At 63.3% G+C, this 26,365-nt stretch carries 26 protein-coding genes and 2 tRNA genes; 10 read left to right on the top strand and 18 right to left on the bottom strand.

Going from position 1 to position 26,365, the window contains the following annotated elements; translation table 11 throughout:
- Nucleotides 1-22: 22 nt before the first annotated feature.
- Nucleotides 23-1,168: a Hint domain-containing protein gene (locus tag MU449_RS06065; RefSeq protein WP_244737101.1), complete on the bottom strand. Its 1,146-nt coding sequence runs from the start codon at nucleotides 1,166-1,168 to the stop codon at nucleotides 23-25.
- A 565-nt stretch (nucleotides 1,169-1,733) separates the two neighbouring features.
- On the opposite strand from MU449_RS06065, the gene MU449_RS06060 reads away from it, so the two are divergent.
- Nucleotides 1,734-2,270: a hypothetical protein gene (locus tag MU449_RS06060; protein WP_244737100.1), complete on the top strand. Its 537-nt coding sequence runs from the start codon at nucleotides 1,734-1,736 to the stop codon at nucleotides 2,268-2,270.
- 390 nt (nucleotides 2,271-2,660) lie between these two features.
- Here MU449_RS06060 and MU449_RS06055 read toward each other — a convergent pair.
- From MU449_RS06055 to gatB, 7 genes are all read right to left on the bottom strand, one after another.
- Nucleotides 2,661-2,735 (bottom strand) — tRNA-Val (locus tag MU449_RS06055).
- 19 nt (nucleotides 2,736-2,754) lie between these two features.
- Nucleotides 2,755-3,069: an HU family DNA-binding protein gene (locus MU449_RS06050; protein ID WP_244737099.1), complete on the bottom strand. Its 315-nt coding sequence runs from the start codon at nucleotides 3,067-3,069 to the stop codon at nucleotides 2,755-2,757.
- 97 nt (nucleotides 3,070-3,166) lie between these two features.
- On the bottom strand, nucleotides 3,167-5,572 hold the full coding sequence (gene lon, locus MU449_RS06045) for an endopeptidase La (protein WP_244737098.1): 2,406 nt from the start codon (nucleotides 5,570-5,572) through the stop codon (nucleotides 3,167-3,169).
- 109 nt (nucleotides 5,573-5,681) lie between these two features.
- Nucleotides 5,682-6,809 (bottom strand): tRNA guanosine(34) transglycosylase Tgt, encoded by a 1,128-nt coding sequence (gene tgt, locus MU449_RS06040; RefSeq protein WP_244737097.1) that lies wholly within the window; start codon nucleotides 6,807-6,809, stop codon nucleotides 5,682-5,684.
- A 150-nt stretch (nucleotides 6,810-6,959) separates the two neighbouring features.
- On the bottom strand, nucleotides 6,960-7,100 hold the full coding sequence (locus MU449_RS06035) for a hypothetical protein (protein WP_244737096.1): 141 nt from the start codon (nucleotides 7,098-7,100) through the stop codon (nucleotides 6,960-6,962).
- Nucleotides 7,097-7,321, bottom strand: a complete 225-nt coding sequence (locus tag MU449_RS06030; RefSeq protein ID WP_244737095.1) for a hypothetical protein — start codon at nucleotides 7,319-7,321, stop codon at nucleotides 7,097-7,099. Before MU449_RS06030 ends, MU449_RS06035 begins: the two co-directional genes overlap by 4 nt.
- Entirely contained in the window at nucleotides 7,321-8,832 is a 1,512-nt protein-coding gene (gatB, locus tag MU449_RS06025) for an Asp-tRNA(Asn)/Glu-tRNA(Gln) amidotransferase subunit GatB (protein ID WP_244737094.1), read from the bottom strand. The genes MU449_RS06030 and gatB overlap by 1 nt, the downstream gene beginning before the upstream one ends.
- 179 nt (nucleotides 8,833-9,011) lie before the next feature.
- On the opposite strand from gatB, the gene MU449_RS06020 reads away from it, so the two are divergent.
- Nucleotides 9,012-9,605, top strand: a complete 594-nt coding sequence (locus MU449_RS06020; protein WP_244737093.1) for a lytic transglycosylase domain-containing protein — start codon at nucleotides 9,012-9,014, stop codon at nucleotides 9,603-9,605.
- 29 nt (nucleotides 9,606-9,634) lie between these two features.
- Here MU449_RS06020 and MU449_RS06015 read toward each other — a convergent pair whose 3' ends face one another.
- From MU449_RS06015 to MU449_RS06005, 3 genes are all read right to left on the bottom strand, one after another.
- Complete coding sequence (locus MU449_RS06015; RefSeq protein WP_244737092.1) at nucleotides 9,635-10,513, bottom strand: lysophospholipid acyltransferase family protein; 879 nt, start codon at nucleotides 10,511-10,513, stop codon at nucleotides 9,635-9,637.
- Nucleotides 10,514-10,592: 79 nt separating this feature from the next.
- Entirely contained in the window at nucleotides 10,593-13,076 is a 2,484-nt protein-coding gene (gene pepN, locus MU449_RS06010) for an aminopeptidase N (RefSeq protein WP_425310073.1), read from the bottom strand.
- Nucleotide 13,077: 1 nt separating this feature from the next.
- On the bottom strand, nucleotides 13,078-13,332 hold the full coding sequence (locus MU449_RS06005; protein WP_244737090.1) for a BolA family protein: 255 nt from the start codon (nucleotides 13,330-13,332) through the stop codon (nucleotides 13,078-13,080).
- Nucleotides 13,333-13,402: 70 nt separating this feature from the next.
- On the opposite strand from MU449_RS06005, the gene MU449_RS06000 reads away from it, so the two are divergent.
- Nucleotides 13,403-14,017, top strand: a complete 615-nt coding sequence (locus MU449_RS06000) for a J domain-containing protein (RefSeq protein WP_244737089.1) — start codon at nucleotides 13,403-13,405, stop codon at nucleotides 14,015-14,017.
- Here the strand turns inward: MU449_RS06000 and budC are convergent, their stop codons facing one another.
- Nucleotides 14,018-14,773, bottom strand: coding sequence for a meso-2,3-butanediol dehydrogenase (budC, locus tag MU449_RS05995; RefSeq protein ID WP_244737088.1), 756 nt, complete (start codon nucleotides 14,771-14,773; stop codon nucleotides 14,018-14,020).
- A 120-nt stretch (nucleotides 14,774-14,893) separates the two neighbouring features.
- On the opposite strand from budC, the gene cobS reads away from it, so the two are divergent.
- Genes cobS through MU449_RS05975 form a run of 4 tightly spaced genes read left to right on the top strand, consistent with a single transcriptional unit; the run spans nucleotide 14,894 to nucleotide 19,914 of the window.
- The gene (gene cobS, locus MU449_RS05990) at nucleotides 14,894-15,868 is read left to right on the top strand and encodes a cobaltochelatase subunit CobS (protein WP_244737087.1); all 975 of its coding nucleotides are present in this window, start codon (nucleotides 14,894-14,896) and stop codon (nucleotides 15,866-15,868) included.
- Between the two features lie 6 nt (nucleotides 15,869-15,874).
- Nucleotides 15,875-17,749: a cobaltochelatase subunit CobT gene (gene cobT / locus MU449_RS05985; protein WP_244737086.1), complete on the top strand. Its 1,875-nt coding sequence runs from the start codon at nucleotides 15,875-15,877 to the stop codon at nucleotides 17,747-17,749.
- The gene (locus MU449_RS05980) at nucleotides 17,749-19,524 is read left to right on the top strand and encodes an aminopeptidase P family protein (RefSeq protein WP_244737085.1); all 1,776 of its coding nucleotides are present in this window, start codon (nucleotides 17,749-17,751) and stop codon (nucleotides 19,522-19,524) included. Before cobT ends, MU449_RS05980 begins: the two co-directional genes overlap by 1 nt.
- A 54-nt stretch (nucleotides 19,525-19,578) precedes the next feature.
- Nucleotides 19,579-19,914, top strand: a complete 336-nt coding sequence (locus tag MU449_RS05975; protein WP_244737084.1) for a DUF427 domain-containing protein — start codon at nucleotides 19,579-19,581, stop codon at nucleotides 19,912-19,914.
- On the opposite strand, the gene MU449_RS05970 is transcribed toward MU449_RS05975, so the two are convergent.
- Nucleotides 19,911-20,318, bottom strand: coding sequence for a SufE family protein (locus MU449_RS05970; protein WP_244737083.1), 408 nt, complete (start codon nucleotides 20,316-20,318; stop codon nucleotides 19,911-19,913). The two genes, MU449_RS05975 and MU449_RS05970, sit on opposite strands and share 4 nt — an antisense overlap.
- Before the next feature lie 111 nt (nucleotides 20,319-20,429).
- Between MU449_RS05970 and MU449_RS05965 the strand changes: the two genes are divergently transcribed.
- A complete protein-coding gene (locus MU449_RS05965) occupies nucleotides 20,430-20,870 on the top strand; it encodes a hypothetical protein (protein WP_244737082.1) in 441 nt (146 codons plus the stop codon).
- Here MU449_RS05965 and rnd read toward each other — a convergent pair.
- A complete protein-coding gene (gene rnd, locus MU449_RS05960; protein ID WP_244737081.1) occupies nucleotides 20,867-22,018 on the bottom strand; it encodes a ribonuclease D in 1,152 nt (383 codons plus the stop codon). The genes MU449_RS05965 and rnd overlap by 4 nt on opposite strands.
- 328 nt (nucleotides 22,019-22,346) lie before the next feature.
- A complete protein-coding gene (locus MU449_RS05955; RefSeq protein ID WP_244737080.1) occupies nucleotides 22,347-22,685 on the bottom strand; it encodes a hypothetical protein in 339 nt (112 codons plus the stop codon).
- On the opposite strand from MU449_RS05955, the gene MU449_RS05950 reads away from it, so the two are divergent.
- Nucleotides 22,680-23,333 carry a Hint domain-containing protein gene (locus MU449_RS05950; protein ID WP_244737079.1) on the top strand — a complete coding sequence of 218 codons (654 nt, stop codon included), beginning with the start codon at nucleotides 22,680-22,682 and terminating at the stop codon, nucleotides 23,331-23,333. The two genes, MU449_RS05955 and MU449_RS05950, sit on opposite strands and share 6 nt — an antisense overlap.
- Before the next feature lie 6 nt (nucleotides 23,334-23,339).
- On the opposite strand, the gene purN is transcribed toward MU449_RS05950, so the two are convergent.
- Both purN and purM read right to left on the bottom strand, forming a co-directional pair.
- Complete coding sequence (gene purN / locus MU449_RS05945; protein WP_244737078.1) at nucleotides 23,340-23,912, bottom strand: phosphoribosylglycinamide formyltransferase; 573 nt, start codon at nucleotides 23,910-23,912, stop codon at nucleotides 23,340-23,342.
- Nucleotides 23,909-24,952, bottom strand: a complete 1,044-nt coding sequence (gene purM, locus MU449_RS05940; RefSeq protein ID WP_244737077.1) for a phosphoribosylformylglycinamidine cyclo-ligase — start codon at nucleotides 24,950-24,952, stop codon at nucleotides 23,909-23,911. Before purM ends, purN begins: the two co-directional genes overlap by 4 nt.
- A 103-nt stretch (nucleotides 24,953-25,055) precedes the next feature.
- Between purM and MU449_RS05935 the strand changes: the two genes are divergently transcribed.
- Nucleotides 25,056-25,131 (top strand) — tRNA-Ile (locus MU449_RS05935).
- 28 nt (nucleotides 25,132-25,159) lie between these two features.
- On the opposite strand, the gene MU449_RS05930 is transcribed toward MU449_RS05935, so the two are convergent.
- Nucleotides 25,160-26,236: a tyrosine-type recombinase/integrase gene (locus MU449_RS05930; RefSeq protein WP_244737076.1), complete on the bottom strand. Its 1,077-nt coding sequence runs from the start codon at nucleotides 26,234-26,236 to the stop codon at nucleotides 25,160-25,162.
- Nucleotides 26,237-26,365: the final 129 nt, after the last annotated feature.

The raw sequence follows: 26,365 nt of genomic DNA, 5'->3' as shown, positions 1-26,365 counted from the left end.
GGCTGATGCCTTGCGGGTTCTGTCACGCGGCCATCCGATGGCCGTGCTGGACGTGGCGCGAGATCACCGTGCGCGACATTTTCCCCGAAAGCATCCGTCGCGCCGGGACCGGACGATAATCCATTTCGGCCAGTTCCGGGAACAGCGTCATGATCTCGTCCCGCGCGTCCTGGGGCACCGACTTCAGCGCCTCCGGCCCCGTGAACATGGATTCACACCGCGCCCCATCCGCGAGGACGATTTCATGCTGCCCCAGGAGGAAATGGACATAGTCCACCGACCCGATATCGTCGGCAATATCGATCCCGTCCAGAAGCACAAGGTGCTTTGCCGCGATCAGGACTTCGTTCATGCCGAACATCAGCTGGGCGTATTTCGATTGGACCAGAACCCGGTGCTGAGGTGACACCAGCAGATCCCGCTCCGGCATATCGTTGCCCAACGCGCCCGCCTTGATACGGATCGGACGAATGCGGCGGTCCAGATCAAGACGGCGTGCCGAAATCGTCGTCAATCCGACCCAGGTGATTTCCTGCAGACCGTTATCGACCGTCCAGACCTTGTCACCCGCGGACAGGTCGCGGGCGCGCACGTCACCACGTTCGGTCGCGATAAGCGTATCGCCGGCAAAACAGGTGATCGGCACGTTGTAGATGGCCGGATTGAAGCCAACTTGGGCCACGCGAACATTGTCGGCCAAAGGCGTCACGCTTGTGACCGTCACGCCGTTGATCGCCGGCAAATCATCCCAGCTGTTGATCTGATCCGACGACGGGCGGAAAAACACATCCCCATTGCGCATTTGCATCATGACGCCGCTGCGCTGCACGGTGGTCAGGTTGCCGTTGCTGTCGGGAACACGAACGTCAAACGTCGCGCGGTAGAATGAAACGATGTTCTGCCCGGTGACGGACGCCCCGGTTACCGGGTTGGTATAGCTGAACGGCGCCGGCGCCGCCACTGCGGGCGATTGCTGCGTCTGATAGGTCGTACGATAGGATGTTTCTGTCCCGGATGCGGTGCCGGTGACCGCCGTGGGCCCCATCTCGTCAGACCCGGTTGCCGTCCACCCGACGGCGGGGGCCAGTTGTGCGGCGGTGGCATTCGTCGTGGGCGTTGTGTCCAACCGCGCGCGATTGCCGAAGTACATCCAATTGTGTGTGGGCATGATCGAACCTTTCGAGTGACAGACCTGCGAAACGCCATTTGGATAAATGACTCGTTAACCATTATCCAATTTCACCCAGTCGCGAAACTCAATTCCGGTCCGGTGAATTCTTAATGCATGACGCACCGATCCCAATTCTTGATTGAATCGTCCAATTCAAAGTGAAGAATCTGTAATGATCGCAAGCAAATAAGCCTGACCCTCTGCCCAAACCTCACCGGAGAAATTGGCTGATCCCATTACGCCGCCCGCTCCCGCACGTTGCGCGCCACCCCGGATCGCGGCGTTGCTAAGGGATGATCGCTTGCTATCGGGCCTCGTGATTCCCACCGTTCGGCAACGTCGATCAGTTGAAGACGTCAAGATGCCCGTAATGCTGTCCGCCTCGCCCACGCACCGGGTGGTCTGTCACGCACATCCCGATGGCCCGAGCGATCGGCTGATCGTCACCTTCGCACCCGAGACGGACAGAATCAGGACCCGCCTCCCTCTGAAACATGGATACGACACCCCCTAAGTCGGCAGCCATCGGACCCAATATCATCAGGATATCTCATTAGAGGAATTGGCCGACCAGATCCGCCCCGTTGCTGCGGGACGAGAGATTGTCGCCTATGGCGGAAGCGTTGGCGCTTATGCGGCCATGTATTTCGGCGGCATACTCGATGCGCGCATCCTCGCTCTTGCGCCCAGAAACAGGCTGCATCCCCTGTGCAACGCCATGCCCGGACGCCTCCAGCACCACGAACATCTGTCAGAGATCCCCATCTATTCGCACCGGCCTGTCGTGTTTTTCGATCCCAAGCAGCCAAAGGACGCCCGGTTGGTGAACAGATGGGTTCGCGCCGCTTATCCCGACGCCCACATCCGCGTCGGCCACAACGTCATCGGCGGTCTGGCGACGTCAGTGCACCTCGGAACGATCGCATCCGGCTTCTTCTGCGGAACCGTGCCGCCCGCCATTCAGATCTGGGATCAGACGTCGCCGCATTGGTATGCGGGTGAAAGCAACCGCGCCGAACAGAAGGGCGATCTTGAAACCGCCCTGAACCATCTCACGGAAGGGGCAAAGATCGCGCCGACCATTCCGATCCTCGAATAATTTCGTTCGGCTGGCCAAGGCGCTGGACCGAACCGAGGTGATGCAGGCCGCATCGCGTGATCTGCGGCAAATGAAACATGACCGCCGCGCCATGAAACGGGCCAATTCGGAAAATTGATCTTCGCACGCGATTTGGGAAGAGATTTCTGACCACTCCCAAAGCCGATCCCTCCTGCCGCCATAACCGTTTCAAATCATGCGTCAATAGAACACCAATTCCGGTTCCTCGGCCAATTACCTGGCAAGATCAGGCACGATTGCTGGTATCCCCAGCACCAACGCGCCCTTCCCACGTCGGCGGGGCACGCACGATCACCCTGAAACCCAAAACGGCCCGCGGGGACATACCCCGGGGCCGTTTGGTCAATGACCATTATGTCATTGCAATAATGGTGGGCGATGAGGGATTTGAACCCCCGACATCTTCGATGTGAACGAAGCGCTCTACCACTGAGCTAATCGCCCGATGAAGGGGGGTTTACCCTCAGTCCTCGTCGTCCGCAAGACCCGACTTGGCCGTTTTCGACGCATTTTGCGGACGAAGTTTCAGGGTCATCGGCCCATCGTCCTCTTTCCGCTTCACCATCTTCAACTTGCCCATCGGCGGCAGGGTCAGATCGCTCCCCTCGACCAGTTTCTCTTTCATCGCCGCCAGAAACGCTTCCAGCACAGGCTTCACGACGGCGCGCTTCTGCCCCGTCCGCTCGACCACGACGTCGATCAGTTCGGGGAACTTCGTCGCGGCGACGGTTGGGGTTTCAGGCGCCGGTTTGGCGGGGGTCTTGCGCGGGGTGGCCATGCGAATCGTCCTTCGTTTGCGGTTCGCCCGACGATAGCGCAGCCGCCCCCCATCACCATGGAAAAAAGGCGCACCGGTCTGGGCGCGCCTTTCGTTTTCAGTGCGCCACAGGCGCTTGGGTCGGTTGCTCGGCCATGCGGCGGGCCGCCGCCGCCTCCTCGGCCGCCTCGTCCCATTCAACCGGCACAGGTGTCCGGACCAGCGCCTCGCGAAGAACCTCGCGGACATGGCTGACGGGAATGATCCGCAGACCCTGCTTCACATTCTCCGGGATGTCGGCCAGATCCTTCTCGTTTTCCTGCGGGATCAGAACCGTCTTGATCCCCCCCCGCAACGCCGCAAGGAGCTTTTCCTTCAACCCGCCGATGGCAAGGGCGTTGCCACGCAACGTGACCTCGCCGGTCATCGCGATGTCCTTCCGGACCGGAATGCCGGTCAGGACCGACACGATGGAGGTGACCATAGCCAGACCGGCACTCGGCCCATCCTTGGGCGTCGCCCCTTCGGGCACGTGGACGTGAATGTCCATCGCCTCGAACCTGGGGGGCTTCACCCCCAGCTCAGGGCTGATCGACCGGACATAGCTGGAGGCCGCGTCGATCGATTCCTTCATGACATCGCCCAGTTTCCCGGTCGTCTTCATCCGGCCCTTGCCCGGCAGGCGCAGCGCCTCGATCTGCAGAAGCTCCCCACCGACGGACGTATAGGCAAGGCCCGTCACGACGCCGACCTGATCTTCCTTTTCCGCCAGGCCCCAACGATGCCGCTTCACACCAAGATAGTCGCCGACATTTGCCTCCGTCACCTCGACCTTGGTCTTGTCACCGCGCACGATCTCCGTCACGGCCTTCCGCGCCAGCTTGGCAATCTCCCGCTCCAGATTCCGCACCCCCGCCTCGCGGGTGTAGGACCGGATCACCTCGGTCAGCGCGCCGTCGGTCACCGCAAACTCGCCCTTTTTCAGGCCATGGTTCTCCACCTGCTTGCCAACCAGATGCGACTTCGCGATCTCGCGCTTCTCATCCTCGGTGTAACCGGCCAGCGGAATGATCTCCATCCGGTCCAGAAGCGGCCCCGGCATGTTGTAGGAGTTCGCCGTTGTCAGGAACATGACGTTCGACAGGTCGTATTCCACCTCAAGATAGTGGTCGGAGAAGGTAGCGTTCTGCTCCGGGTCCAGCACCTCCAGCATGGCGCTGGCCGGGTCACCGCGGAAGTCCTGCCCCATCTTGTCGATCTCATCCAGAAGGATCAGCGGGTTCGTCGTCTTGGCCTTTTTCAGCGCCTGAATGATCTTTCCGGGCATGGACCCGATATAGGTCCGACGGTGGCCACGGATCTCGGATTCGTCGCGCACGCCGCCGAGCGAGATGCGGATGAATTCCCGTCCCGTCGCCTTCGCCACCGATTTCCCAAGCGAGGTCTTGCCCACGCCGGGAGGACCGACAAGGCACAGGATCGGCCCCTTCAGCTTGGTCGCCCGCGCCTGAACCGCCAGATATTCGACGATGCGTTCCTTGACCTTTTCCAGCCCATGGTGATCGGCATCCAGCACGGCCTGCGCCTTGCCCAGATCCTTCTTCACCTTGGACTTCACGCCCCACGGCACCCCAAGCAGCCAGTCGAGGTAGTTGCGCACCACCGTCGCCTCCGCGCTCATCGGCGACATGGATTTCAGCTTCTTGACCTCGGCATCGGCCTTTTCGCGCGCTTCCTTGGACAGCTTGGTCTTGGCGATGCGGGCTTCAAGTTCGGCGATCTCGTTCTGGCCGTCCTCGCCGTCGCCAAGCTCCTTCTGAATAGCCTTCATCTGCTCATTCAGATAATATTCGCGCTGCGTCTTCTCCATCTGGCCCTTCACGCGGGACTTGATGCGCTTCTCCACCTGAAGAACGCCCATCTCACCCTGCATGTGACCATAGACGCCTTCCAGACGTTCGGAAATCACCAGCGTTTCCAAAAGCGCCTGCTTCTGGGCCACATCCACCCCAAGGTGTCCCGCGACCAGATCGGCCAGTCGCGCGGGATCCTGCGCGTCCGACACCGCGGCCAGCGCCTCCTCGGGGATGTTCTTCTTGATCTTGGCGTAACGCTCGAACTCTTCCGATACCGCCCGCAGCATCGCGTTCACGGTGTCCGCATCGCCCGACGTCTCGTCCAGCGTCTCGGCATTCGCCTCGAAAAAGCTCTCGTTCGGCAGGAAATCGGTGATCCGCACGCGCGCCTTGCCCTCGACCAACACCTTCACGGTGCCGTCGGGCAATTTCAGCAGTTGCAGCACATTCGCCAGAACGCCGGTGCGGTAGATTCCGTCGCTGCCCGGTTCGTCCACCGAGGGGTCTTTCTGCGAGGCCAGCAGGATCTGGCGATCCTCGGCCATCACCTCCTCCAGCGCGCGGACCGATTTCTCGCGGCCCACGAACAGCGGCACGATCATATGCGGGAAGACGACGATATCCCGAAGCGGCAGCACGGGAAAGCTGTGTGCAGATAGGTCGTTCATGTCTTGTCCTTTCGCAGGAAGGCTCCGGTCCCGTCAATCGGCAACACTCGGCCCTCCCCGGGTCTGTCGAGCATATTTGGGGGGTCGAACAAATCGTGTCAACCAGCCGTCACAGAGGTTCGATATCCCCCGCCGCCCGCTGCGCGTGAAAATCGGCCACAAAGGCGGCCAGCCGCCCTGCCCCGATCGCGTCGCGCAGACCCTGCATCAACTCCTGATAGTAATGAAGATTGTGCCACGTCATCAGCATCGACCCGATGATCTCTTGCGCGCGGGTCACATGGTGGAGATAGGCGCGGGAATAGTTGCGGCAGGCCGGACAGGTGCAGGCCTCGTCCAACGGGCGCGGATCGTCGGCATGGCGCGCGTTGCGGATGTTGACCACCCCGTGCCGCGTGAACGCCTGCCCCGTCCGCCCCGAGCGGGACGGCAGGACGCAATCCATCATGTCGATCCCCCGCTCCACCGCGCCCACGATATCATCGGGCTTGCCCACCCCCATCAGATAACGCGGCTTGTCCTGGGGCAGCATGTCGGGGGCGTAGTCCAGCACCTCGAACATGGTCTTCTGCCCCTCGCCCACGGCCAGACCGCCCACGGCATAACCGTCGAAGCCGATCGCGCGCAGCGCCTCGGCGCTTTCGGCGCGCTGATCGGGGAACACGCTGCCCTGCTGGATGCCGAACAGCGCATGACCCGGACGATCCCCGAAGGCATCGCGCGACCGTTTCGCCCACCGCATCGACAGCTCCATCGACTTGCGGGCCGTCGCCTCATCCGCCGGAAAGGGGGTGCATTCGTCGAACGCCATGACGATGTCCGATCCCAGAAGCCGCTGGATCTCCATGCTGCGTTCCGGCGTCAGATGATGCGTGCTGCCGTCGATATGCGATTTGAAGCGCACGCCCTCCTCGCTCATCTTCCGCAAGGCCGTCAGGCTCATCACTTGAAACCCGCCCGAGTCCGTCAGGATCGGCCGGTCCCAGTTCATGAACCTGTGCAACCCGCCCAGCCGGTCGATCCGTTCGGCCGTCGGGCGCAGCATCAGGTGATAGGTGTTGCCCAGCAGGATATCGGCCCCGGTGGCGCGCACGCTGTCGGGCATCATCGCCTTCACCGTCGCCGCTGTGCCCACCGGCATGAAGGCCGGGGTGCGGATGTCGCCCCGCGTCGTTTGGATGGTGCCGCGCCGCGCCTTGCCGTCGGTGGCATCAATCTGAAAACCGAAACCTGCCATGGATATCTCCTTTCGCGCGTCCTGTCGCAATTTCCCCGCCGAGGAAAGGCCAAATATCGGACGCGCCCGCAAAGACGGACGGCAGATCCGCCCGTGGCACAGGCGAAGGTCGGTCCTGAAACAGGAAAACCGCCCCGGGGGGCGGCTTTTTCATTCGGCTGGATGGTGTTTGCGTCGCGCCGCCTCGGCCATCTGTCGGTCAAACCGGCGCGACATCTCGCGCGCCGCAAGGATACCGCAGCCGCCAAGCGCCAGCGCGATCAAGGGAATGCCGTAATCGAGGAACATCATATGACAGCCTCCTTCCGCATGTATCGTAGAATATAGAGCTCGAACCCGTGAAAAGCCAGACCCGCCACGATCCACATCGCAAAGACTGGAACCGACCCGATCCGCCCCTCGGACAGCGGGCGCAGAACGCCCACCGCAATCAGGCCCAGCCCCATGGCGTTGTTGAACCCCGCCATCATCTTGATGCGCTCGTTCAAGGTGGCAAGCGCATCACGCTCCATCACAAGCCCAGCTTGGCCGCCACGACCTCGTTCACCATCTGCGGCGAGGCTTTGCCCCCCGTCGCCTTGATGACCTGACCGACGAACCACCCGGCCAGCTTGGGGTTGGCCTTGGCCTTTTCCACCTGCGCCGGGTTGGCGGCGATGATCTCGTCCACCGCCGTCCCGATCGCGCCGGTGTCGGTCACCTGCTTCATCCCGCGCGCGGCCGCGATCTCCGCCGGATCGCCCCCCACCAGCCAGACGATCTCGAACAGATCCTTGGCCATCTTGCCCGAAATCTCGCCGGACGCCATAAGATCGAGGATGCCGCCCAGCTGTGCCGCCGACATGGGCGAGGCGTCGATGCCCAGCCCTTCCTTGTTCAAACGCCCGAACAATTCGTTGATGACCCAGTTCGCCGCCTGCTTGCCGTCGCGGCCCTTGGCCACATCCTCAAAGAAGCCGGCCGCATCCAGTTCGGCGGTCAGGACGTTCGCGTCATAATCCGTCAGGCCGAAATCGCCCATGAAGCGCGCCTTCTTGGCGTCCGGCAATTCCGGCATCCGCGCCGCGATGTCGTCCACCCACGCCTGCTCAATCTCCAGCGGCAAAAGGTCGGGATCGGGGAAATAGCGGTAATCGTGCGCCTCCTCTTTCGAGCGCATAGACCGCGTCTCATTCTTTTCGGCGTCATACAGCCGCGTTTCCTGAACGATGGACCCGCCGTCCTCCAGAATGGCGATCTGGCGGCGCGCCTCGTAATCGATGGCCGCCTGAATGAACCGCATGGAATTCATGTTCTTGATCTCGCACCGCGTGCCGAGATGGCTGAAATCGCCCGTCGCCTGAAACTTCTCGTATTGCCCCGGACGGCAGACCGACACGTTCACGTCCGCCCGCAGGTTGCCGTTCTGCATGTTGCCGTCGCAGGTGCCCAAATAGCGCAGGATCTGGCGCAGCTTCACCACATAAGCCGCCGCCTCTTCCGGGCCGCGAATATCGGGGCGGCTAACAATCTCCATCAGCGCGACGCCGGTGCGGTTGAAATCCACGAAGCTCATATTCGGGTCCATGTCGTGGATCGACTTGCCGGCGTCCTGTTCAAGATGGATCCGCTCGATCCGAACCAGACGGGCGACCCCCGGCCCCATCTCGACCAGAACCTCCCCCTCGCCCACGATGGGGTGGTAAAGCTGGCTGATCTGATACCCCTGCGGCAGATCGGGATAGAAATAGTTCTTGCGGTCGAAGGCCGAACGCAGATTGATCCCCGCCTTCAGCCCCAGCCCGGTGCGCACCGCCTGCTCGACGCAGTATTCGTTGATGACCGGCAGCATTCCGGGCATCGCGCAATCGACGAAGGCCACATGGCTGTTCGGCTCCGCCCCGAATCCCGTGGAGGCACCGGAGAACAGCTTGGCCTGGGACGACACCTGCGCATGAATTTCCATGCCGATCACAAGTTCCCAATCCTCGCGCGCGCCGGCGATGACTTTGGGGGTCGGGGTGTCGTAGGTCAGGTCCAGCATCGTCATTCCTCATGGATTGCTGACGTTTTATGCCGCTCCGTCCCCCGCATCAACCCTGTGCAGGATCGCACATCCGGCAGATTCCCGCCGGCATCCGCGCGAAACGGTTGCCACTTGGGACGATTCCGGCCAAAAGCGCCGGGCCGCCTGCAACGGGCGGTGCCACCATTTCAGGATCCATGACGTTCAGGAAGCTTGTTTTCGGCGCGATGCTCGCGTTGCCGGTTGCCGGATGTGCCACCCAGACCAAAACCACCGAACCGGCCTCCTTGCCGGTGATGCGGTGGGACTTCCGCCCGGAAGCGTCGTCCTGGACCCGTCAGACACTCGCCGCGGTTTCGCAGAAAGACGCCGATCTGGCTGCCCTTGTTCCCAATGACATCGACACATGGTGCCCCGGTTACCGCACCGCCTCCATGGACGAACGTCGTGCATTCTGGACGGCGATGCTGTCGGCGCTGGCCAAGCACGAAAGCACCTGGAACCCGGCCGCATCCGGCGGCGGTGGCAAGTGGATCGGTCTGGTGCAGATCGCCCCCCGCACGGCCCGCGCCTATGACTGCGATGCCACGACGACGTCCGAACTGAAAAACGGCTCGGCCAATCTGGCCTGCGCGGTCAACATCGCCTCGGCCCAGGTGTCGCGCGACAATATGGTGGCGGGCGCGCAGGGGCGTCGCGGTATGGGGCGTGACTGGGCCCCCTTCCGATCCTCGGCCAAACGCGCCGAAATGGCGCAATGGACCCGGTCGCAGGATTACTGCGCGATCTGATGCGAAAGCCCGGCCTTGCCGGGCTTTTTTCATGTCGTCAGACGGGCCGAGGATTTGAACGTCGGCAGTTTCGTCATCTGCACAAGGCTGACCGCCGGGGCGTATTCCCCGCCAAGCGCCAGCGTTTCCGCGCGCAGCATCTCGATCCCCTCTTCGGACTTGTTCGAAATGCGGTCGGGCAGGATCGGATTGCCGACCGCGACCCGATACGGCTGACGGTGCTTGTTCAGCACCTCATGGAACAGGGTGATGTCGCGCAAGGTCGGGTGGACCAGATCGAACAGATAGAACAGCGTGGAATTCCGCGCCCGGATGTTCAGCGGAATGACCGGCACGTCGAATTTGCGCGCGATCATCGCGGCCGAGGCCATCCAAGGCCGCTCCATCAGCTTCAGGCCCGTGCGCTTGGCCAGACGCCCCGAGGGGAAGATGATCCCCAGACGTCCCGCCTCCATCGCCTTGCGGGTATACTCCATCGTCTCGCGCGTTTTCTGCAACGAGCGTTTTTCCTGCCGCCATTCCACCGGACAGATCAGGTCGGCCATCTGCGGCATCACGCGCAGAATGTCGCTGTTGGCGTAAAAGAACAGGTCCGGGCGCAGCGGCGACAGAAGATGATGCAGGATCACGCCGTCGGCGATGCCGGTCGGATGGTTGGCCACGATCATCGCCCGACCGTTGCGGGGAATGTTCTCAAGCCCCGTGATCTGGATGTCCCGCGCAATCAGCGCGGCCACGCGTCCCATCAGTTCGGGCGTGGTCAGATCGCGGTATTCCTCGGCCAAGGCCAAGGTCTTGGGATATCCCAAAACTTGCGTCAGTGCCGCATAAGCCAGCCGATGATGAGGTCGCCCCGAAAACAGCCAAGGCGCGCGCTCGGCGATAAGGGGGTCAATACGGTCTTTCATGATCTCTACCTAACGGCGGCGTGATCTGGAAAATGGCGTGAAACCCCCCGAAACGCAAGGGCACGCCCCGGCGAAAGGATCAATTCCGCCGGTCCTTCAGCATCCGTGCCACCATTTCCCGAAGATCGGTCGACAGGCCGGGGGTGACCGCGATCCGCTGCAACTCTTCGCGCATCCGGGCCTGCCGGGCCGCGTCATAGATCGCGACTCCCTCGAACGCCGAGGATACCCGCGCCGCCGTCTGCGGATTGACAGGGTCCAGCGCGATCAGCGCGTCGGCCATCAGCCGATACCCCGCCCCGTCCGCGCGGTGGAACCCCGCATGGTTGGCGGCAAGCGCGCCGAAGACGGCGCGGAAGCGGTTGGGATTGGCGGCATCGAACAGCGGGTGGCGGATCAGGTCGGCCACCACCGCCGGGGCATCCTTGGCATGAAGGACGTTCAGCGTGAACCATTTGTCCATCACCAGACGATCATGTCGCCAGCGGGACAGGAACGTATCCGCCGCCGCCGTCACCCCGACCTCCAGCAATGCCGTCAGGGCGCCCACCTCCTCGGTCATGTTGTCGGCCCGATCGAAGACCTGTTGCGCCACAGCCCCGCCGTCCAGACGGGAGTGCAGGGCAAGTGCCTGCATCCGCAACGCGCGCCGGCCCGCCTGCCCTGCATCGGGCGACCATGCGCCCGGAACCGGCGCGCATAGATCCGCAAGGTCGTCCGCCAGCCGTTCGGCCAGCGCCTGCGCCATGCGACCCCGCGCGGCGTGAAGGGCCTCGGGATCGGGCACCGTGCCCGCCGCAGCCAAGGTGCGGGCCATGTCATCCTCGGCCGGCAAACGCAGGCTGAGCGCGCGGAACGCCGGGTCCAGCGACGCATCCGTGGTCAGGCGTGCCAGCGCGTCCAGCCATTTGGTCGAAACACCGTCGCCCAGAATGACGTTCGCCATGACCGACTTGCCCAGCGACCGCCCCGCCTCCCATCGGGTGAAGGGATCGCTGTCGTGGGCCAGCAGAAACGCCCGCTCCTCCGGCGCATCGGGGCGCGACAGCAGAACGGGGGCGGAAAATCCGCGCAACGCGGATACCACCGGACGCGTCGGGGCGTCGAAGGTGAAACTCTGCTCGGCCTCCGTCATCTCCAGAACGGTCGTCGGCAGCACCTCCGCCCCATCGGGCGCCAGAAGCCCGATCGCCACCGGGATCACCATCGCCGGGGCAGCTTGCGTCAGGGTCAGGGTAAGTTTGCCGTCCTGCCATGCTTCGGACATGGTCACGGCGGGCGTTCCGGCCTCGGTATACCACCGCGCGAACTGCGTCAGATCGCGGCCCGTCGCATCCTCGAACACGGTCAGCCAATCTTCGATCGTGCACGCCTGACCGTCGTGGCGGGTGAAATAAAGATCGAGCGCCCGGTCATAGGCCTCAGGCCCCACCAGCAGGCGCAGCATACGGATCACCTCCGCACCTTTTTCATAGATCGTGGCGGTGTAGAAGTTGTTGATCTCTTCATATTCCGCAGGCCGCACCGGGTGGGACAGCGGCCCCGCATCCTCGCGGAACTGGCGGGCGCGCAGGGTCAGGACATCCTCGATCCGCTTCACCCCCTCGCCCCGCTCATCGGAGGAAAACTGCTGATCGCGGAACACGGTCAGCCCTTCCTTCAGGCACAGCTGGAACCAGTCGCGGCATGTGATGCGATTGCCGGTCCAGTTATGGAAATATTCATGGGCGATGATCGCCTCGATCCGGGCGAAATCCTCATCCGTTGCCGTTTCGGGACGGGCCAGCACGTATTTGGAGTTGAAGATGTTCAACCCCTTGTTCTCCATCGCGCCCATGTTGAAATCGTCCACCGCGACGATGTTGAACACCGACAGGTCGTATTCCCGGCCATAGACGCGCTCGTCCCAGGCCATCGACCGTTTCAACGCATCCATGGCATAGGCGCAGCGATCCTCGTCCCCCTTGCGAACCCAGATGTTCAGCGCCACATCGCGGCCCGATCGGGTCACGAAGCGGTCCGAATGCGCCACCAGATCCCCCGCGACCAGCGCGAAAAGATACGCGGGCTTGGGCCACGGGTCGTGCCATTCACCCGGCGCAACCTCATCCCCGTTGGACAGACGTACCGGCAGGTCCCCCTCGATCCGCACCCGGAACGGGGCCATCACGTCGGGCCGGTCGGGATAGAAGGTGATCTTGCGGAACCCTTCCGCCTCGCATTGGGTGCAATACATGCCGTTCGACATGTAAAGCCCCTCCAGCGCGGTGTTGGTGGCGGGCGAAATCTCCACCTCGGCGCGGAAGGTGAAAGGGTGCGGCGGCACGGTCAGCGACAGGCCGGTCGCGTCGGGCACATCGGCGATCGGCGCATCGTCGATGCTGGCGGCGATCAGGGTCAGCCCCTCGCCGTTCAGGCGGAGCGTGGCGGACGGGGCGGCGGGATTTGGGACGAATCGGATGGTGGACAGAACCCGCGTCGCTTGCGGGTCCAGCCGGAAGGACAGATCCACATGTTCAATCAGATGGCTGGGCGGGGCGTAATCGGCCAGGCGGACGGTCATGTCAGGCTCCCGCATCCAAGGACAGCGCGTGAATGCGCGGAACGATGTCACCCAGTGCCGCATGTATCGCGCGATGCCGCTGGATGCGCGTCATGTCGCCAAGGGCTGCCGCACGTACACGGATGTGGAAATGGCTTTGCCCCCCCTCCTGATACCCCGCATGGCCGATATGCTTGTCGCTCTCGTCCGTCACGGTCAACTCGGTCGGCGTGAAGGCGGCGATCAGCCGCCGCTCCATCTCGTCCGCGATTTTCATGGGCGGTCCCCCCTTCATCTTGCGCGTCAAATGACTAAACTCTCGCCTCCGACTCGGAAAGGCCCTTACGATGACCAAATCCCCCTTCGACTTCGACATGCGTGTGTCATCCGACAAGAAGCGCCGCAAGACGGGGCGTCGGGGCATGTCGGGGGCGCAGGAAAGCTCCACCCATCCCTGTGCCCATGCGGGCTGCACCGAACCCGGCCTTTACCGCGCCCCGCGGTCGCCCGACCATCTGGACGAATATGTCTGGTTCTGTAAGGAGCATGTGCGGGAATACAATCTGAAGTGGAACTTCTTCACCGGCAAGACCGAGGAGGATTTCCAGCAATTCCTTGACAAGGATCGGGCGTGGGGCCCGACCAAGAAGCCGGACGAAGGACATGTATGGTCCCGTCTGGGCATCGACGATCCGATCGGCATTCTTGGCGAAACCCCGACGGCGCCGACCCGTCCGGCCGGCGGTGCCACGCGCAAACTGCCCCCCACCGAACGCAAGGCGCTGGAGATCCTGGATGCGCGCGACACCTGGACACGCGTGGACATCCGCAAGCAATACAAATCCCTGGTCAAGGACCTTCACCCCGACATGAACGGCGGCAACCGCGCCGATGAGGAGCGGTTGCAGGAAGTCGTCTGGGCGTGGGATCAGATCAAGGATAGCCGCTTTTTCCGCGACTGATCATTGCGCGGGCTGGCCGTTCGACGCCATCAGCCCCCCGTCCACGGGCAGGTTGACCCCGGTGACAAAACGCGCGTCGTCCGAGGCGAGGAAGAGGATGGCCGACGCGATATCGGAGGGGTCGGCCGGGGCCCCCAGGGGCATCCTCTCGGCGAATTTCGCGACCAGATCCTTGTTGTCCAGCATATCCTCGGTCAGGCCCGTCTTGGTGAAGGACGGGTTGACCGCATTCACCCGCACCCCCGCCTTGGCCGCATCCAGCGCCAGCGCGCGGGTGAAGTTCGAGATCCCGCCCTTCGACGCGTTATAGGCGAGCATCTCCCAATCCCCGCCCAGGCCCGAAACCGAGGAGACGTTGACGATATTGCCCTTGCGCGCCTTCAGATGGGGCCAGGCGGCCTTGGTCATCATGAAGGTGCCGGTCAGGTTCACGTCGATCTGCCGACGCCAATCCTCCACCGAGATATCCTCGATCGTGCCCATGACCGCGATGCCGGCATTGTTCACCAAAACGTCCAGACCCCCCAGCCCTTCGACGGCGGAGAGGATGGTCGCAATCCCCTCCTCGGTCCCGATGTCGCCCGCGACCACATGCGTGCGCGCACTGTCCAGATCCGCCGCCACGGCCGTCAGCTTGCTTTGGGTCCGTCCGACCAGAACGACCGTCGCACCCTCTTGCGAAAACCGCCGGGCGGTCGCCGCGCCGATGCCCGATCCCGCGCCCGTCACGACAACGATCTTGTCCTGAAATCTCATTTTCCGTCTCCGTTGATGATGGATGCTGCCCAATCAACGGGCGGATTTCCCATGGGTTCCGGCCTTGCGCCCGCGCGGAGGATGTTCCACAAAACACCCAGTCATAGATAAGAGGACGCCATGTCGGACATGCCAGCCAAACCCACCGAGGAACTTTCCGTCCGCGAGGTGTTCGGCATCGACACCGACATGAAGGTGAAGGGCTTTGCCGAACGCTCCGAACGTGTGCCGGACGAGGATCCCACCTACAAGTTCGATCCCGACACCACGCTCGCAATCCTCGCGGGCTTCGCCTACAACCGCCGGGTGATGATCCAGGGGTATCACGGGACGGGGAAATCCACGCATATCGAACAGGTCGCCAGCCGCCTGAACTGGCCTTGCGTGCGGGTCAACCTCGACAGCCATGTCAGCCGGATCGACCTGATCGGCAAGGACGCGATCAAGCTGGTGGACGGCAAGCAGGTCACCAGCTTTCAGGAAGGCATCCTGCCTTGGGCGCTGCGCAACCCCTGCGCCATCGTCTTCGACGAATACGATGCGGGCCGCGCGGATGTGATGTTCGTGATCCAGCGAGTTCTGGAAACCGACGGCAAGCTGACGCTTCTGGACCAGAACGAGGTTATCCGCCCCCACCCGTCCTTCCGCATGTTCGCCACCGCGAACACCGTGGGTCTGGGCGACACGACCGGCCTTTATCACGGCACCCAACAGATCAACCAGGGTCAGATGGACCGGTGGAGCCTTGTCGCCACGCTGAACTATCTGTCGCATGACGCCGAGGTGAACATCGTCCTGTCGAAGGCCCCGCATTACAACACCGAAAAGGGCCGCAAGGAGATCAGCCAGATGGTCACCGTGGCCGACATGACGCGGACGGCCTTCATGAACGGCGATCTGTCCACCGTGATGTCGCCGCGCACCGTGATCGCCTGGGCGCAGAATGCGGAAATCTTCCGCAATGTGGGCTATGCCTTCCGCCTGACCTTCCTGAACAAATGCGATGAGCTGGAACGGCAGACCGTGGCGGAATTCTATCAACGCTGCTTTGGCGAGGAACTGCCCGAAAGCGCCGCCTCCACAGCGATGAAGTAAGGGGCCATGAGCAAACCCTCCGACAATCCCGCCGATCCGTTCAAGAAGGCCCTGACCGAGGCGACGCGGACCATGGCCCGCGACCGCGACATGACGGTCGCCTTTTCGGTCGATCCGCCGGGCATGACGGCGGAGGGGATGCGTCTGCCGCAAGTCACCCGTCGCATGACGCGCGACGAGGTGCTTCTGGCGCGCGGCACGGCGGACGCCTATGCGCTGCGCCGCCGCTATCACGACGAGGGGACGTCGGCCCGCTATGCCCCGACCGGGCCCCTGGCGCGGGACATTTACGACGCGATGGAAACCGCGCGGTGCGAAGCGATGGGGGCCGAGGACATGCCCGGCACCGCCACCAACATCGACGCGCGGATCGGGCACGAGGCGGCGCGGAAGGGGTATGCCCAGATCCGCCGGTCGCAGGATGCGCCGCTGTCGGTGGCGGCGGGCTATCTCGTCCGCCATCTGGCGACGGGACGGCCCCTGCCCGAAGGGGCGGACAACGTCATGAATCTGTGGCGCGGCTTCATCGAGGATCAGGCGGGCGGCACGCTTGGCGATCTGCGCGATGTCCTGTCCGATCAGGCGGCCTTCGCGCGGCTTACCCGGCAGGCCATCGCCGACATGGGCTATGCCGATCAGCTGGGCGACGATCCCGATCAGGCCGATCCCGGCGACGAGGCCCCCGACGACGCCCAGCAGGACGACGAGGAACCCGAATCCACCGCCGATCAGGACGGTGAGGCCGACGAGTCCGACGCCTCGCCCGAACAAAGCCAGGATCAGCAGCAGGACGCGACCCAGGCCCAGGTCTCCATGGACGAGACGCAGGACCAGATGGAGGGCGAGGAGGCCGAGGCGCCGGAGAACGACACGCAGGACGAACCTCCGCCCCCTGCCCCCCATTCCGCCGCCGATCCGAATTACACCGCCTTCACCACGCGGTTCGACGAGGAAATCCACGCCGAGGATCTGGCGGAACCGGCGGAACTGGAACGCCTGCGCGCCTATCTCGATCAGCAGTTGGATCCGCTGAAGGGCGCGGTCAGCCGTTTGGCCAACAAGCTGCAACGCCGCCTTCAGGCGCAACAAAGCCGGTCGTGGGAATTCGATCTGGAGGAGGGCACGCTGGATGCGGGCCGTCTGGCGCGGGTCGTGGCGAACCCGACGACCCCCCTGTCGTTCAAGATCGAACACGACACCGAATTCCGCGACACCTGCGTGACGCTGCTTCTGGACAATTCCGGCTCGATGCGCGGGCGTCCCATTTCCATCGCGGCGATCTGCGCCGACGTTCTGGCGCGGACGCTGGAACGGTGCCAGGTGAAGGTCGAAATCCTCGGCTTCACCACCCGCGCGTGGAAAGGCGGCCAAAGCCGCGAGGCGTGGCTGGCCGAAGGGCGCAAGGCCCACCCGGGGCGGCTGAACGACTTGCGGCACATCATCTACAAAGGGGGGGATACGCCGTGGCGGCGGGCCCGTCCAAACCTTGGGCTGATGATGAAGGAAGGCCTGCTGAAGGAAAACATCGACGGCGAGGCGCTGGAATGGGCGCACCGCCGCATCACCGCACGCAACGAATCCCGCAAGATCCTGATGGTGATCTCGGACGGGGCGCCGGTGGATGACAGCACCCTGTCGGTCAATCCCGCAAACTACTTGGAAAAGCACCTGCGCGATGTGATCGCGATGGTCCAGCGCCGCCGCGCGGTCGAACTTATCGCCATCGGCATCGGGCATGACGTCACACGCTATTACGAACGCGCCGTGACCATCACGGATGTGGAACAGCTGGCGGGGGCGATGACGGAGCAGCTCGCCTCGTTGTTCGACGCCGATCCGCGCAAGCGCGCGCGCGTTCTTGGAATGAGGAAGATGGGCTGATGCTGCAGAGTTTTACGACGACCGCGCGCCCCGATTTGGGGGCGGACCGACTGGCGGCCCTGCGGACTGAGATGGCGCGCGAAGGGCTTGGAGGGTTCCTGATCCCCCGCGCCGACGTCCATCAGGGCGAATACGTGGCCCGGCGGGACGAACGTCTGGCGTGGCTGACCGGATTCACCGGATCGGCCGGGTTCTGCGTTGCGCTGACCGATCAGGCCGGGGTGTTCATCGACGGTCGCTATCGCACCCAGATCAAGGGTCAGGTGGATCTGGCCGCCTACACCCCCGTGCCGTGGCCCGAGACGCAGCCGGGTCCGTGGATCACCGAGCGTACGAAGGATGTCATCGGCTACGATCCTTGGCTGCACACCCATGCCGAGATTACGAAGCTGCGCGATGCGGGCGTTCATCTGCGCCCGGTCACCAATCTTGTGGATCGTATCTGGGACGACCAACCGGACGCCCCGATGGGGCAGACCTTCGTTCAGCCAGAATCTCTGGCCGGGCGCAGCGCGGCCGACAAACGCGCCGATCTGGCCGCGACCATGGGGGCCGAGACGGCGGTCATCACCCTGCCCGACAGCCTGGCCTGGCTGCTGAACATCCGCGGATCGGACGTGCCGCGCAATCCGGTGCCGCACGGCTTTGCCCTGCTGCACAAGGATGCGACCGTCGATCTGTTCATCGCCCCCGAAAAGGTGGGCGAGAAGGTGCGCGCCCATCTGGGGCCGGATGTGCGTCTGCACGCGCCCGACGATATTGACTCGGCCTTGCGCCGCCTCACGGGCCCCGTTCGCCTCGATGCCGCCACCGCCCCGATTGCCATCCGGCAGATCCTGCTGGATTGCGGCACCAAGATCGTGGAGGGGGACGATCCCTGCCGCTTGCCCAAGGCCCGCAAGACCGAGGCCGAATTGCAAGGTATGCGCGAGGCCCATCTGCGCGACGGCGCGGCGGTGGTCGAGTTCCTGGCATGGCTGGACCGCACCGCCCCCGGCGACCTGACCGAGATTTCGGTGGTTGAAGCGCTGGAGGGGTTCCGCCGCGCGACCAACGCCCTTCATGACATCAGCTTTGAGACGATTTGCGGCGCGGGACCCAATGGGGCCATCATGCATTACCGCGTGACGCATGACAGCGACCGCAAGATCGAGAATGACCAACTTCTTCTGGTCGATTCCGGCGCGCAGTATGTGGACGGCACGACCGACATCACCCGCACCATCGCCATCGGCGATCCGGGGGACGAGGCGCGGGACTGCTACACCCGCGTTCTGCGCGGGCTTATCGCGGTTTCGCGCGCGCGCTGGCCCAAAGGGTTGGCCGGACGGGATCTGGATGCCTTGGCGCGGTTTCCGCTTTGGGTGGACGGGCGTGATTACGATCACGGCACGGGCCACGGGGTCGGGGCCTTCCTTTCGGTGCATGAAGGGCCGCAGCGTATCGCCCGCATTTCCGAGGTGCCGCTGGAACCGGGCATGATCCTGTCGAACGAACCGGGATACTATCGTGAGGGCGCGTTCGGCATCCGCCTTGAGAACCTGATCGCGGTCGAACCCGCCCCCCGAATGGCGGATGACCGGACCCAGCTTCGGTTCGAGACATTGACCTTCGTCCCCTTCGACCGTCGGCTGATCCTGACCGCCACCCTCTCGGCCGAGGAGCGGGCCTGGATCGACGCCTATCACGCCGAGGTCGCGGCCCGCATCGCCCCCCGCGTGGGGGATGCGGCGAAGGACTGGCTCATCGCCGCAACACAGCCTTTGGTGGGGTGACAGCGCTAACGTCCGCCGGTATAGTGCGCCCAATCACACATGATGGGGGTATCCATGCCGGCTGATATTCGTATCCGCAGACGTCCGGGGCGTTGGGTCGTGCGCAGCAGCGATGCCATCCTGGCCGAAACGTCCGAGGCGTTGGAGATGGAGGACGGGCCGCAGGCACCGCTTTTGTTCTTTCCACGCAGCGATGTGGCCATGGCCTTTCTGGATGCCAGCGGATTTGAAAACCGGCGTGGGGGAGAGGCGATGCGCTTTTCGCTCGTCTCGGCCTCCGACACCGTGACGGACGTGGCCTGGGCCTTTGAGGCGACCGGCCCGTCCACCGAACGTCTGGACGGGTATATCACGTTCGACGGGGCTAAGGTAACGGTGGAGCAGCTCTAGGCTGCCGCCGCCACCTCACGGATGCGGGTGACCATCGCTCGCACGCCGTTCGACCGCTGCGCCGACAGGTGCCGGTCCAGCCCAAGCCGCCCCAGTTCGGCCCCCGCATCGATCGCGGTCACCTTGCCCACCGGTACGCCCGCATACAAGGCGTGCAGGACCGCGATCAGCCCGCGCACGATCATCGCATCGCTGTCGCCGGCAAAGGTGAAGGTGCCATCCGCGACCGTGGGATGAATCCAGACCTGGCTGGCGCAACCGTCCACCTTCGTCGCCGGGGTCTTCAACGCATCGGACATGGGCGGCATCGCCTTGCCCAATTCGATGACGTGGCGATAGCGGTCCTCCCAATCGTCCAGAAATTCGAATGTGTCGGCGATATCTTCGAACGCTTGCGTGGCCATCGGCACCTCCTTCGTTGCGGCAGAGGTATGCCGACCGGCGGCCCGCGTCCAGTCCGCGCTTTTCAAACGGCGGCCCGTGGGGTAGCACGGATGCACGTGATGGAGATGGCGATGACACGACCGCTTTTGGCCCTGTTGATCCTTGGCACGACACTTGGCGGCTGCAACCGCCTGAACCCCGGCACCTGGCTGAACAGCGGGGGCGACACGCCCGCGCCCACCCAGACCGTCGTGACCGAAGACCCCCGCCCGCTGATCGCTCAGGTCACCGAGGTGGAGGTAGACCGCACCCCGAACGGGGCGATCGTCCGCGCCACGGGGGTCGCCCCCACCGAGGGCTGGTATGGCCCGGCCCTGATCGCGCAGACGGCTCAGCCGGATGGCACCTTGATCCTGAAGTTCCACGCGACCGCCCCGGCCACGGCCATGCCCACGGGCACGACGACATCCCGCCAGATCGTCGCGGCGACGGCGCTGACCAATGCCACCTTGGCCAACACGCGCCGGATCGTGGTGCAGGGCGCGTCAAACGCCCTGTCCCAAGCGCGTTAAAGCGTCACGACTTTCACCGAATTGCCCTTGGCCGACAGGGCAATCTCGCCCCGGCACAGGCGCAGGGCATCATCACCGAACGCCTCCATCCGCCAGCCTTTCAGCGGCAGCAGGTCCCGTTCCCCCGCCGCGAGGGCGTCGAGATCGGACGAGGAGGCGATCAGCTTCGACGCGACCCCCAGCGTTTCGGACTTCGCCTTCAGAAGCACGCGCAGAAGATCGGCCAGCGCGGGATTGACCTGCGCGGCGTCCTTGGTCGCGACCACCTTCGGCAGATCCTTGGGCGCCGTTTCCTGCCCCGCCTTGACTGCGGCAAGGATGCCATCGGCAATATCACCGCGCCGCGCTTCGCGCAAAAGCAGCCGCGACCGGCCCAGATCTTCGACCGTGGCGGGGCGCGTGGAGGCGACCTCCAGCAAGGCGTCATCCTTCAGGACCCGCGACCGGGGCACGTTGTTGGACTGCGCGTAATGTTCGCGGAACCTCGCAAGTTCGCGCACAATGGCCAGAAACTTGGGCGAGGTGGTGCGCGTCTTGACACGAAGCCAGGCTTCATCAGGATGCACGGTGTAGGTTGCGGGATCGTTCAGGATCGCCAATTCCTCGCCCACCCACCGTTCGCGCCCGGTCTTCTTCAACTGCTGGTCAAGATATTCGTAGATGTCACGCAGATGGGTGACATCAGCCAACGCATAGTTCTTCTGTGCATCCGAAAGCGGGCGGCGCGACCAGTCGGTAAAGCGCGAGGTCTTGTCCAGATCCTGTTTGGCTATGCGGCGCACCAGCGTCTCATAGCCGACCTGCTCGCCAAATCCGCAGACCATGGCCGCCACCTGCGTGTCGAACAAAGGCTTTGGAATGACGCCGCCTTCGACGAAGAAAATCTCCAGATCCTGCCGCGCGGCGTGGAACACCTTTACGGTCTTTTCCCAACGGAAAAGGTCATAGAGGGGGGCAAGGTCCATCCCCTCGCCCTCGATCGGATCAATCAGCAGGGCCTCTCCATCCGGCAATGCCATCTGGATCAGGCACAGCTTGGACCAATAGGTCCGCTCGCGCAGGAACTCGGTATCGACGGTGACATAGGGGTGGGTCTTGGCAACCTCGCAGAATGCGGCAAGGTCATCGGTGGTGGTGATGGTACGCATGAACGCCTTTCACGCCGGGTCATCCGGCAGCACCTGATTCTTATCGGCGGCACGCCCGAAGGTGAAGACGCCAAATTTCAGACAGGGATACTGGGATTTTGGCCATTTGCAGTCAGCCTTCGTCGGTCGCGGCGGTAACTTATTTGGACATGCAATTGAAACATAATTCTACCCCAAGTTGATTATTGCTGTTCATGACACGCTATTAAAACCTGTGGTTGTTAAGTTGGTTGTAAGAACAGTTATCATGATAATTTTAAACATATGCGCTGAGTTATCTTGGTTGAGTATATCCGGGGTTCGCCGCATCGAATGAAAAAATCCGAAGTCAAAGGAGTTTTTCATGAGTTCCGACGTCATCCTCTATATTTCCGGCGACAAGATTGCGCGTTACGACAGCCTGTCCCAAGGGGGGAATGGTGATGAGATGAAGGTGGTCATGAAAGGTGTGAAGCCTCTCGGGACAAATCAGGATGTTTTTAAGATTGTTGTTCGCCAGACAAATGGCGCGCAGCATTTTCAGAACGGGCAGTTTGTCGATGTCTATGATGCCAGCGGCAAGGTGATCTTCTCGTCCGGCAATCCGCAGAACGACGAATTTCAGGGACGAGCCGCCAGCACCACGCATGAAATCTTCAGCGGCAGGAACTTCGTCATCGACATGCATGGCATCGCCCCCGGAACCCTGACCTATGGTCCCGGGGTGGAGCCGAAGCGCAACACCAAGCTGCCGTTCAACGCGCTGGCCACCACGCCGCAAACCGCAAGTGCCTGCTTCACCCCCGGCACGCAAATTCGCACCCCGAACGGCCTGCGCGCGGTGGAGACGTTGCGCATCGGCGATCTGGTGGTGACCCGGGACAACGGGCCGCAACCGATCCTGTGGGCGGGGGCGTCACGGACCTTGGGTGTCGGCCCCTTCGCCCCCGTGCTGATCGAGGCGGGAGCGCTTGGCAACACCAGCGACATGCGCGTGTCGCAGCAACACCGCATGATGCTGCGCGGCACGGCGGTGGAGGCGCAGTTCGCCGAGGCCGAGGTTCTCGTGGCCGCCGTCCATCTGGTGAACGGAACAACCATTCGGATCGAGCCGACGTTCGATGTCACCTATGTCCACATCGCCTGCGCCGGGCATGAGATCATCGAGGCGGATGGCGCAATCACGGAGACGATGTTTTTCGGACCGACCATCCTTGCCGGCATGAGCGATGCAATGCGGGACGAGTTGAAGGCCCTGTTCCCCGAACTGCACGACATGCACCGCGAAAAAGCGCGTCGCTGCCTTTCACGACGAGAGGCCCGCCTTCTGGCGTGACGGCGATTACCGCCCCGCCCCGGCGAACTGACGCAGGCAGGCGGGGTAGAGCTTGTGCTCCTCCACCAAGACACGGGCCGCGAGCGTATCAGCCGTGTCGCCCGGAATCACCGGAACGCGGGCCTGACCGAGGATCGGGCCATTGTCCAGAACCGCCGTCACCCCGTGCACGGTGCATCCCGCTTCGGTATCGCCCGCCTCCAACGCACGTCGGTGGGTGTGCAGACCGGGATATTTCGGCAGAAGCGACGGGTGGATGTTCAGCATCCGCCCTTCGAACCGCTGCACGAACCCAGGCGTCAGAACGCGCATGAAGCCCGCCAGACACAGAATGTCGGGCTGCGCTGCCAGAATGGGTTCCAACAGCGCCGCCTCGAACGCCGCACGGTCGCCCTTGAACGGGCGATGATCCACCGCCGCCGTCGCAATCCCCTCCGCCGCCGCCCTTGCCAGGCCGGTCGCCGCGGGATCGTTCGAGGCGACCAGAACCGGCCGCGCCGGGTGATCGCCCGTCATGCTGCGCACCAGCGCCAGCATGTTCGACCCGCCGCCGGAGATCAGGATCGCAACGCGTTTCACAGCAGGGCGCCGGAGTAGCGGATGCCCGCCCCCTGCTCCACCACGCCCAGACGGGTGACGGTTTCGCCTACAGCGCGTAGAAGATCCGTCAGCCCGTCCGCCTGATCCGGGGCGACGACCAGGATCATCCCGATGCCGGAGTTGAACGTCTTCAGCAGCTCTGCCTGCTCCATATTTGCGGTTTCCGCCAACCAGCGGAACACAGGCGGCAGGGTCCAGGCGTTCAGATCAATGGTCGCGCCCAGATCGTCGGGCAGGACGCGGGGCAGATTTTCCGTCAGACCGCCGCCGGTGATGTGGGCCAGGCCATGAACGCCCCCCGCACGAAGGGCAGCCAAGGCCGGTTTCACATAAAGGCGGGTCGGGGTCAGCAGAACCTCCCCCACCGACCCATCGCCGAACGGCGCGGGTGCCGCCCAATCCAGACCGGCCATTTCAACCACTTTGCGCACAAAGGAATAGCCGTTGGAATGCACCCCGTCCGAAGCGAGGCCGAGCAGCACATCCCCCGCCGCAACGCCGGCAGGAAGGCTCCCCCCCCGCTCCATCGCGCCCACGGCGAACCCGGCAAGATCGAAATCCCCCTTGTGATACATGCCCGGCATCTCGGCCGTCTCACCCCCGACAAGCGCACAGCCCGAGGCGACGCAGCCTTCGGCGATCCCTTCGACAATGCGGGCGGCCTGATCGACATCCAGCCTGCCCGTGGCAAAATAATCCAGGAAGAACAAGGGCTCGGCCCCCTGACAGACCAGATCGTTCACGCACATCGCCACAAGGTCGATGCCGATCGTGTCCACCACGCCCGTGTCAATGGCGATCCGCAGCTTGGTCCCCACGCCGTCGGTCGCGGCCACCAGAACCGGATCCCGATACCCCGCCGCCTTCAGATCGAACAGTGCGCCAAACCCGCCAAGACCGGACATCGTCCCCGGTCGGTCGGTGCGCTTTGCCGCCGGCTTGATGCGGTCCACCAAAGCGTTGCCCGCGTCGATGTCCACGCCCGCATCGGCATAGGTCAAACCGTTCGTCTTGGTCATGGATCAGCCCCCGAAAACCCGTTCGTGTCTGCCTTAGACGATCCCCCGTTCCAGCGCAACGCAGCTTGACCCGCCTTCCGCTTCGCCGTAGGCAGTTCCCGTCGGGCCTGTAGCTCAATGGTCAGAGCAGGGCGCTCATAACGCCTTGGTTGGGGGTTCGAGTCCCTCCGGGCCTACCACCCCGACAAGAATATACTGGAACTATAGCTACTTAGACTGTCGGTTTACAGTTGGCTGAGGCGAGTTTACAGAGTTCTGGTCCTGTTCCGTTCCGATGACTGCCAATTTCCGGCTTGCCGATTTGGTATAGTGCTGAACTTCGGAAAGACTCAGGTGCCCGGTCCAAGCCCCGATCTGGTGGGGGTTCGCTCCGCCTTCGGCTAGAAATACGGCGCGGGATTTGCGCAGCCCGTGGGCACTTCTGTCAAAGCCAGCATCTGATGCGGCTTCGGCAATCATATGACCGAGTGACTTATGCGAGCGGGTGCGCCCTTCGCGTGTTGCCAGAAAGGTCATATGTCCATTGTCCGACGCTTTGAGAGCGTCGTGCAGCATGTCTCGATCCCCTACCCCACGCGCAGCGTGAGCCGGAAGCGTACACGTCCAGGGCACATAAGCCTCAGTCTTTGTCTTTTGTTGACGATAGGTCAGAACGCCTTGCCGGTCGATCATGCCTTTCCCGAGCATGACAACATCGCTGACGCGCGATCCTGTCCAATAGAGAAGCTCCATAGCCGCGCGCTGTGTGGTGCCGATCGGCCAGTGGGCGCGATAGGCGGCGATCTGGTCGGCAGACCATGGCAAGAACCCCTCCCCTCCCACATACTTCGCTCTGCGCACTGACACCGTGGGATCGACCTTGATCAACTGAACCTCAAGCGCGTAGTCGCAGAGCTTGCGCCAGGCCTTCATCCTGTCCCGCGCGCCCACCGGGGTCAGCGCAGCCAAGTCTGCCTGAATGTCTTCAGGCCTAAGATGGCGCAACTGCGCATCTTCCGCCTGATCGCGTATGGCATCGCAGTGTTTGCGAAGTTTCATCCTGTAGCTTTGCGAGAGCGAAAGGTATCGCTCCGAACGCATGAATGTCTCGATCAGGGCGGCAATCGAGCCGATGGGGGCGCGCACCTTCGTCGGGGCATCCCGCATCGCGGTTGCGTAGGCCGTCAGGAAGTCGGGATGATCCATCGGCAGGTCAGGAAGGCGGATGCGCGGCTTGCCCGGTATCCGCAGATATCGATAGACCGTCGATCCCTTTCGGATGGTTTGAACGTGCCTCAGTGTCACGCACGTCTCCCGAATCTGCCTGCGCATGTGTTCACCTCGACCTGTTCGCCCTCAACAGGCAGGCCGGATGCATAAGCGTCAAGGTCAAAGCGGTCATAGACCCGCTTGCCACCCAATACGCGACGGGCG

The sequence above is a fragment of the Falsirhodobacter halotolerans genome, assembly GCF_022899245.1.
Classification (GTDB): Bacteria; Pseudomonadota; Alphaproteobacteria; order Rhodobacterales; family Rhodobacteraceae; genus Falsirhodobacter; species Falsirhodobacter halotolerans.
The sequence above is the reverse complement of the archived record's forward strand: the minus strand, read 5'-3'. Positions and strand labels throughout refer to the sequence as shown.